The sequence below is a fragment of the Stenotrophomonas maltophilia group sp. Smal32 genome (genome assembly GCF_030237085.1).
Lineage (GTDB): Bacteria > Pseudomonadota > Gammaproteobacteria > Xanthomonadales > Xanthomonadaceae > Stenotrophomonas > Stenotrophomonas maltophilia_Q.
In genome coordinates this window covers 1-7,899 of the sequence record NZ_JASJSI010000157.1, presented here as the reverse complement: position 1 = coordinate 7,899, position 7,899 = coordinate 1, and the positions used below count along the sequence as shown (strand labels likewise).

General features: G+C 65.8%; 12 protein-coding genes. 6 read left to right on the top strand and 6 right to left on the bottom strand.

The features are described 5' to 3' along the window. Positions 1 to 287: 287 nt before the first annotated feature. Both QRO91_RS21205 and dxs read left to right on the top strand, forming a co-directional pair. Positions 288 to 953, top strand: a complete 666-nt coding sequence (locus tag QRO91_RS21205; protein WP_019336875.1) for an HNH endonuclease — start codon at positions 288 to 290, stop codon at positions 951 to 953. Positions 954 to 1,058: 105 nt separating this feature from the next. Then, positions 1,059 to 2,966, top strand: a complete 1,908-nt coding sequence (gene dxs / locus QRO91_RS21200) for a 1-deoxy-D-xylulose-5-phosphate synthase (protein WP_049430382.1) — start codon at positions 1,059 to 1,061, stop codon at positions 2,964 to 2,966. A 171-nt stretch (positions 2,967 to 3,137) separates the two neighbouring features. Here the strand turns inward: dxs and QRO91_RS21195 are convergent, their stop codons facing one another. The 3 genes from QRO91_RS21195 to QRO91_RS21185 all read right to left on the bottom strand — a co-directional run bounded on the left by QRO91_RS21195 (position 3,138) and on the right by QRO91_RS21185 (position 4,391). Beyond that, positions 3,138 to 3,341, bottom strand: coding sequence for a hypothetical protein (locus tag QRO91_RS21195; RefSeq protein WP_049430354.1), 204 nt, complete (start codon positions 3,339 to 3,341; stop codon positions 3,138 to 3,140). A 168-nt stretch (positions 3,342 to 3,509) separates the two neighbouring features. Next, positions 3,510 to 4,055 (bottom strand): DUF3011 domain-containing protein, encoded by a 546-nt coding sequence (locus tag QRO91_RS21190; RefSeq protein WP_197650631.1) that lies wholly within the window; start codon positions 4,053 to 4,055, stop codon positions 3,510 to 3,512. A gap of 129 nt (positions 4,056 to 4,184) precedes the next feature. Further along, a complete protein-coding gene (locus QRO91_RS21185; protein ID WP_049430358.1) occupies positions 4,185 to 4,391 on the bottom strand; it encodes a hypothetical protein in 207 nt (68 codons plus the stop codon). 404 nt (positions 4,392 to 4,795) lie between these two features. Between QRO91_RS21185 and QRO91_RS21180 the strand changes: the two genes are divergently transcribed. From QRO91_RS21180 to QRO91_RS21165, 4 genes are all read left to right on the top strand, one after another. Beyond that, the gene (locus tag QRO91_RS21180) at positions 4,796 to 5,080 is read left to right on the top strand and encodes a hypothetical protein (RefSeq protein ID WP_049430361.1); all 285 of its coding nucleotides are present in this window, start codon (positions 4,796 to 4,798) and stop codon (positions 5,078 to 5,080) included. Between the two features lie 12 nt (positions 5,081 to 5,092). Beyond that, positions 5,093 to 5,326 (top strand): DUF1653 domain-containing protein, encoded by a 234-nt coding sequence (locus QRO91_RS21175; RefSeq protein WP_049430363.1) that lies wholly within the window; start codon positions 5,093 to 5,095, stop codon positions 5,324 to 5,326. A gap of 92 nt (positions 5,327 to 5,418) precedes the next feature. Then, positions 5,419 to 5,991 (top strand): TetR/AcrR family transcriptional regulator, encoded by a 573-nt coding sequence (locus tag QRO91_RS21170; RefSeq protein ID WP_111113478.1) that lies wholly within the window; start codon positions 5,419 to 5,421, stop codon positions 5,989 to 5,991. Between the two features lie 13 nt (positions 5,992 to 6,004). Continuing rightward, complete coding sequence (locus tag QRO91_RS21165) at positions 6,005 to 6,337, top strand: SMR family transporter (RefSeq protein ID WP_049430384.1); 333 nt, start codon at positions 6,005 to 6,007, stop codon at positions 6,335 to 6,337. A gap of 24 nt (positions 6,338 to 6,361) precedes the next feature. Here the strand turns inward: QRO91_RS21165 and QRO91_RS21160 are convergent, their stop codons facing one another. From QRO91_RS21160 to QRO91_RS21150, 3 genes are all read right to left on the bottom strand, one after another. After that, positions 6,362 to 6,535, bottom strand: a complete 174-nt coding sequence (locus QRO91_RS21160) for a DUF1328 domain-containing protein (protein ID WP_049430366.1) — start codon at positions 6,533 to 6,535, stop codon at positions 6,362 to 6,364. Positions 6,536 to 6,629: 94 nt separating this feature from the next. Then, positions 6,630 to 7,271 (bottom strand): LysE family translocator, encoded by a 642-nt coding sequence (locus QRO91_RS21155; protein WP_197620248.1) that lies wholly within the window; start codon positions 7,269 to 7,271, stop codon positions 6,630 to 6,632. 97 nt (positions 7,272 to 7,368) lie between these two features. Beyond that, positions 7,369 to 7,899, bottom strand: a 531-nt coding sequence (locus QRO91_RS21150; RefSeq protein ID WP_285310553.1) for a cation transporter, incomplete at its 5' end; no start/stop codon positions are given.

Genomic DNA, 7,899 nt, shown 5'->3' with positions numbered 1-7,899 from the left:
GGAGTTTATCTTTAATATTAAAAAAATAGGGGGTTTAAACCAAAAAAAATATTTTGGGGTTTATCGGCGGGGTTTGGGTTAATAGGGTTTAGCGCTGCTAAAAATGTCCCCCCCCCGGCCGGGCCCCCCCCATTTTTTTTTGGTAAAAAACCCCGTTTTTTTTGCGGGGGGGCGCCGGGCGGGGGGGGGGATTGGCAGCCGGCCGGGGCCGGGGGTGGGGGGTGGGGGGCCGCCCCCCGGGGCCCAACCCCAAAACCCCAACAATTCAGGTATAAGCTGTTCTCCCGATGGAGACAGACACTACACGCTTGGGTCTGATCGAAGCCGGAGCTCCGTTTTCTGCTCCGGGCGCCGAAGCATCGCCCAACGCCACGACGCTGCATCGACCCGGTTCCGTCCGGCTGCTCTCGCTTGATGCCCACGGACGCGTACTGGACTGGATCACCTGGCAGGACGCGGCGTGCCTCTACGCCCGCGAAGCCGTCGCCTGGACACTCGGCGATCCCTGCCTGCACATCCATGGCGGCACCAACCGCTTCAGCGGCCTGCAGAGCGGGATGGACCTGCACCCGATCATCGCCGCGCGCGGCCACGCCCGCTCCCGCGCGATCGACCCGACGCCGAACCTGACCAACCCGGCCCTGTTCGCCCGCGACGCCCACCTGTGCATGTACTGCGGCCAGCAGTTCAACCGCCCCACACTCACCCGCGACCACGTCATGCCGCTGTCCAAAGGCGGCCTGGACTGCTGGGAAAACGTGGTCACCGCCTGCTTCCACTGCAACTCGCGCAAGAGCGACCGCACCCCGCAGCAGGCCGGAATGCCCCTGCTGGCGGTGCCCTACCGGCCCAGCTGGATCGAGCATCTGATCCTGTCCAACCGCAACATCCTGGCCGACCAGATGGCCTTCCTGAAGGCGCAATTGCCGAAGCGTTCAAAACTGAGCACTTGAATCGCCGAAAATGCAACCCTCACCGTCCTGTCACGGGCGGCGGCGTTTGCTTGCCCCACCCCCGTTTGAGGGCGAAAATGGGCATTCAGAACAAGTGCGAACATGATGATCGACTCTGCCCGCTATCCCCGCCTCGCGCGCATCCAGACACCGGATGACCTGCGCACGTTCGACGAATCCGAATTGAGGGCGGTCGCCGACGAACTGCGCGCCTACCTCATCGAATCGGTGGGCAAGAGCGGCGGCCACTTCGCCGCCGGCCTGGGCGTGATCGAACTCACCGTGGCCCTGCACTACCTGTACCAGACCCCGCAGGACCAGCTGGTCTGGGACGTCGGTCACCAGACCTACCCGCACAAGATCCTGACTGGGCGCCGCGACGAGATCCACACCGTCAAGCAGAAGGACGGCGTGGCGCCGTTCCCGAAACGTGAAGAGAGCGAGTACGACACCTTCGGCGTCGGCCATTCGTCGACCTCGATCTCCGCCGCGCTTGGCATGGCCATCGCTCGCCAGTCCGAAGGCGACAACCGCCAGGTCGTTGCGGTGATCGGTGACGGTGCAATGACCGCCGGCATGGCCTTCGAAGCGCTGATGCACGCCGGCGGCATGGAGCCGGAGCCGAACCTGCTGGTGATCCTCAACGACAACAACATGTCGATCTCCGAGGCGGTCGGCGGCCTGACCAAGATGCTCGGCCGCGCCACCGGCAGCCGCACGCTCAATGCACTGCGCGAAGGCGGCAAGAAGATCCTCGGCGACAAGAAGAACAACCCGGCGCGCTTCGTGAAGCGCTGGGAAGAACACTGGAAGGGCATGTTCGTGCCGTCCACGATGTTCGAGGAAATGGGCTTCCACTACACCGGCCCGATCGACGGCCACGACATGCCCGCCCTGCTGTCCACGCTGAAGACGCTGCGCGCCTCCAAGGGCCCGAAGCTGCTGCACGTGATGACGACAAAGGGCAAGGGCTACGAGCCGGCCGAAGGCGATCAGATCGGGTATCACGCGGTGGGTCCGTTCGATCCGGACAAGGGCCTGGTGGCCAAGGCCGGCGCCAGGAAGCCCACTTACACCGACGTGTTCAGCGACTGGCTGTGCGATGCAGCCGCCGCCGAGCCACGCCTCTACGGCATCACCCCGGCGATGCGCGAAGGCTCCGGCCTGGTGCGTTTCAGCAAGGAATACCCGCAGCGCTACTTCGACGTGGCGATTGCCGAACAGCACGCGGTCACGCTGGCCGCCGGCATGGCGACCCAGGGGGGCAAGCCGGTGGTGGCGATCTATTCGACCTTCCTGCAGCGCGCGTACGACCAATTGGTGCACGACGTGGCCATCCAGGACCTGGATGTACTGTTCGCGATCGACCGCGCCGGCGTGGTCGGCCCGGACGGTGCGACCCACGCCGGCAACCTCGACCTGAGCTTCCTGCGCTGCGTGCCGAACATGGTGGTGATGGCGCCATCCAATGAAGCGGAGTGCCGGCAGATGCTCAGCACCGGCCTGCAGCACCCGGGCCCGGCCGCCGTGCGCTATCCACGCGGCACTGGCACCGGCGTCGCCGCCGGCACCGACCTGTCCACCCTGCCGATCGGCAAGGGCGAGCTGCGCCTGCAGGGCAGCCGCATCGCCCTGCTCGCCTTCGGCAGCACCGTGGCCGCCGCCGAACAGGTTGGCCGCGAACTGGGCCTGAGCGTGGTCAACATGCGTTTCATCAAGCCGCTGGACCGCGAGCTGGTGCTGGCTGTCGCCGCCCAGCACGAGGGGCTGGTGACGATCGAAGACAACGTGGTGGCCGGTGGCGCCGGCTCCGGCGTCGGTGAGCTGCTCAATGCCGAAGGCGTGCTGCGCCCGATCCTGCACCTGGGTCTGCCCGACAGCTACCAGCACCACGCCAGCCGCGAGGACCTGCTGGCCGAAGCCGGCATCGACGCTGCGGGCATCCGTGCAGCGATACTCAAGCGTTGGCCTCAGCTGGCCGCGGGTACCCCACCGCTGAGCGCGGCGGGCTGAAGCAGCTCAGCAGACGGCGGATCCACGCATGGCGTGGATCTACCGGAGACACGCATCCATTCCCCGAACGGGTGCATCCACGCTACGCGTGGATGCCACACCCGGTAGATCCACGCCATGCGTGGATGGCATGGACAAAGCCCCCGGTTGCCGCCACCTGCGCCCCCGCGCTCAGCCGTAGCTGACCGCTTCCACGAAGGCGCCGCTGGCTTCCACGCGCACGGCAGCGCGCTGCCCGGTATCGACAAAGTGCAGGCGCGCCAGGGTTTCAGCGAAGTCGAAGGCCCGGGCACCGTCGCGGAAATCGATCGGCTCCGGCCGTTCCGGATGCAGCACGCGCCATTGGCGCTGTTCGCATTGCAGGCGGATCAACATGCGGCTCACTCCTTGAGGCAGCGTATCGACGGTAGCGGAACATTCCTGCCGATCACGGCAGGCATCATCGCAACAGATCAGGGACACACAGAGGTGCCCTGATCGCAGAAGATACGACAGTTCAAAATGTGAGCTGTATCAGATTTTTCTGATTTTAGAGGGCCACGCTCAATTCACCTGGAACTGGGCCCGGCAGCCGTCGCTGACCCAGATACCCCGGCGATCCCAGCCCCAGGTCTGGCCCTCGATGCAGGCACTGCGCGAATCCTGGCGAACCAGGCGCACGCCGCGGCGGATGCGGGCGTCGCAGTACTCCTGGCGGTGGCCATTGGAATGGCAGGTGATCACCTCACCGCCGCCCCAACCGTTGCCATTGCCGTTACCCCAGCCGCCACCACGACGGTACTCACCGACGAATTCGGCGCGGCAGCCCTGGGTTACCCAGACGCCGTAGCGTGACTGGCCCCAGGTCTCACCTTCCACGCAGGGCGAACCGGACAGCTGGCGGATCATCCGCGCCCGCCCCTCCAGGCGGCACTCGTTGCTACGATTCTTGATCGACTCGCAGCGTACGATGCCGCTGCCTTCACGGCCGCCATAGCGGTCATCGTCATAGCCGTAACCGTAGCTCTGTGCCTGAGCGCCGCCGGCGGCGGCGGCCAGCATTGGCAGCAGGGTGCAGGCCGCAGTGCGCCAGGTGAGTGCCTTGCCCATCGATATCTCCAGATGAATACGATGGCGCAAGCATCCGGGATTCGTGGCGCGGCGCACAGGGGGGCACACCACCACGGTTTTTCCCCATTCAAACAACTCAACCGCGGCTGACTGCGCCGCCGAGAGGCTTCAGCCGCCGACGTGCAACGCATCCACCGCGCTGCCCAGCGCCTCGACCCGCACCGTGCTGCGCTGGCCGGTGCGACGGTGATGCTCCAGGGCAAGTGCTGCGGCGGCATCGAACGCATCGGCACCCCGCGCGTAGCTGCTGGCCTCACCGGCGCGTGGATCCAGCACGGACCAGTGCCGTGCATTGCATTGGACAGTGATGACCATGGAAAACTCCTGCAGGACGGAAAGATGCACCGGCAGCGGCCCCCTCCTGCAGCCGGTACACCATCAGGCTAGCGAGCGCCTGCGCTGCGGCCTATCAGACATGTACGAAAATGCCGCGCCATTGGGTCGGATTCCCGCGCCCTCACAACCCTGAGCCGGTTTAACGAGTTCATTTTCGTGATCCTTGTCACGGAGTCAGCGGAGCTTCACACTATCGTCATCAACAGGGGCCCCTTCCACATGCGCACCTTCTTCTCACAGCAGCGCGGCACGCTGCTGAAGTTCTATTTCGTGGCCAGCTACGTCGTGCTGATCGAGGAGCTGATCCGCGCTGCCGTGCATTGAGTGCTTGATGCCGGATTGAGCACGGCGGACACTGTTGCTTTAGGCACGGAGCCCGCCCGATGAAAGCGCTTTTTCTGATTCCAGCCCTGCTGCTCCTGGCCGCCTGCGCGAGCCAGGATCAGGCAGCCGCCCGCGCCGATGCCGCAGCTGCTTCGCCTGCCACGCCGGTTGTCGGCGGTGATCGAGATGCCCACGGCTGCATCGGTTCGGCCGGCTACCAGTGGTGCGAGCACAGCCAGCGATGCGAACGCCCGTGGGAACTGGCGCAGGACCAGGGCCTGGCCAATACCGCCGAGGCCATCGACAGTTATTGCGCGAAGCCGGCCAGCCCGGCCCGCAAGTGAGCAGTGCCCGCCATGGCTGAATTGAGCCCGCTGCCCTCCCTCCCCCCGGGCCGCTACCGCCACTTCAAGGGCGGCGAGTACGAAGTGATCGACATCGTGCGCAGCAGTGAAACCCTGCAGCCCATGGTGCTGTATCGCGCCCTCTATGGCGAAGGCGGCCTCTGGGTCCGTCCGTATCCCATGTTCATTGAACAGGTTCCTGGCGAACACGGACCGCAACCGCGCTTCGCACGTATCGGCGATTGAGTCCAGGCTGCCGGCCTCTTGCCGGCGGTGGCAGCGCAGCGCAAAGCAAAGCCTGCGCTACAATCGTACCGTCCAGTCGGTTTCTTCCTGCCATGTCCGCATCCCCTTCCCGCTCGCGCCGCAAGGCGCCCGACAGCGTGCGCCAGTCGCTGCTGCAGGCCACCATCGCAGTGATCGGCCAACAGGGCCTGGCGGCCTTGACCGTCCAGGACGTCGCGCAGGCAGCCGGGGTCAGCAAGGGCGCGCTGTTCCATCATTTCAGCAACAAGCAGGCCCTGGTCGACGAAGCCATCGGGGCACTGATTGGCGAATTCGAAGCGCGCGTGCGTGCCCTGCTGCAGGAAAACCCGAAGGGCCATGGCTGTTTCAGCCGTGCCTATGTGCAGGCCAACTTCGAACATCTGCTGCAGCAGGAACAGGAGAACGACATCGGCCTGACCCTGGGCAACCTGATGGAACCGGGCCTGCTTGCGCACTGGCGCGACTGGAAGCGCGCGATGCTGGCCGAGTTCCCTGACGAAGCCGGCGACCCACGGCTGTATGCCGCGCGCTGCGCCGCCGATGGCTACTGGGCGACCGCCTACGGGCGCCCGCTGGACGAAGACGAGCGCATCAACGCAGTGGCGATGGCCGAGCAGGCGCTGAAGCTGTGCGACCCGCAGTGAACCGGAGCCGATGATGAACCCCTACGCCTATCTCGCTGCCGCCATCGTGCTGGAGGTGATCGCCACCTCGCTGCTGAAGGCTTCCGATGGCATGAGCCGGCTGGCGCCGACGCTGGGCGCACTGGTCGGCTACGGGCTGTGCTTCTACCTGCTGTCGATGACCATGAAGTCGGTGCCGACCGGCATCGCCTATGCGATCTGGTCCGGTGTCGGCATCGTGCTGATCTCGCTGATCGGGCTGGTGGTGTTCAAGCAGCGCCTGGATGCACCGGCCCTGATCGGCATCGGGTTGATCTGCGCCGGCGTGCTGGTGATCAACCTGTTCTCGCGCAGCAGCGCGCACTGAGCACACTGCCGCGCGACCACGGCGCTAGCTGACCTTCTTGGCCACGCTCATGCCGAGCAGGAACAACACCACGGCAATGATGATGCCGGCCCAGAACAGGAACTTGGCGATGCCGACCGCGGCACCGGCAATGCCACCGAAGCCGAGCACGCCCGCGATGATGCCGATGACGGCGAAAATGATGGCCCACTTGATCATGTCGATCCTTTCCCCGCAGGGATTCCAAACTGGAGGATCAACTTAGGCTGCGGCCGATGCCGCAGTCGTGAACAGGCCGCGTGCACGGCGTGAATCAGCGCGGGCGGAAACGCAGCAGCGCCACCGCGAACGCCAGGAACACACTTCCCACCAGGCGCTCGAACCAGCGCCGCGCGAATGGCTTTGCGAGCCAACGCCGCAGGCCGTGACCGCCGGCCGCGTACATCACGTACCAGAACAGTTCGCAGGCCGCGAAGGTGGCGACCAGCACGCTGTACTGCACCGCCTGGCTGCGCGACGGATCGACGAACTGCGGCAGGAACGCCGCCGCGAACAGCAGCAGCTTGGGATTGCTCAGACCCACCAGAAGGCCACCACGGAACACGGTCCAGGCACCAAGCGTCGGCGTCATCGGCAGTGCGGCATCCACCGTCACCGGAGGCGCGGGACGGCAGCTGTCGCGCCATGCCCTCAGGCCCAGCCAGGCCAGATAGGCCACGCCCAGATAGCGCAGCACCTCGAACAGCATCGGCGAGGAATGCAGCAGCGCACTCAGGCCCGCTGCGGAGGCCGCCAGCACCAGCAGCATCGCCAGCAGGCAACCGGCCATCGCCGGCACACTGCCGCGGAAGCCGAGTCCGACGCTGCGGCCGAGGATATGCAGCATGTTCGGCCCAGGCGTGCCGCACAGGACAAAGACCGTGGCCAGGAACCACCACCAGGTATGCAGGGCCATTTCAACATCCACGCAGGAAAACCCAGCAAGCTTAGAGCGTGGCCATGGCCTGCGTCACATACAGCCTGGCGCGGATGCGACGGTTACAGACGCGCACTCACGACGCCAGCAGGCGCGCGCTGCGCAGTTCCTCCCAGGCCGAGCGCAGGACCCGCAACGCCGAGCGCAGGAACAGCACCAGCAGTGCGACCGCTACCAGCAGATCCGGCCAGCCCGCACCGAACAGCGCTACCAGGCCCGCGGCCAGCAACACCGATGCGCCCTCATACAGGTCATTGCGCGAGCATTCCCAGGCGGACGCCAGGTTGATGTCGTCGTTGCGATAAGGGGTCAGCAACCACAGGCACGCCGCGTTGGCGGCCAGGTTGAGCAGCGCCGCCAGGCCCATGCTGGCAAACAGGGGCACCTCCGGGTGCAGCAACCGCCATCCGATCTGCGCAGCCACCACGAGGGCCGCCGCCAGGATCAGCAATCCCTTGAACAGGGCAACCCGCGCTTTGGCCACGAGGCCTGCGCCGACCACCGCCAGGCTCAACGCATAGGTCGCCGCGTCACCCAGGTTGTCCAGGGCGCCGGACAGCAACGAGGACGAATGGCTGTACCCGGCGGCAGCGACCATCAACGGACC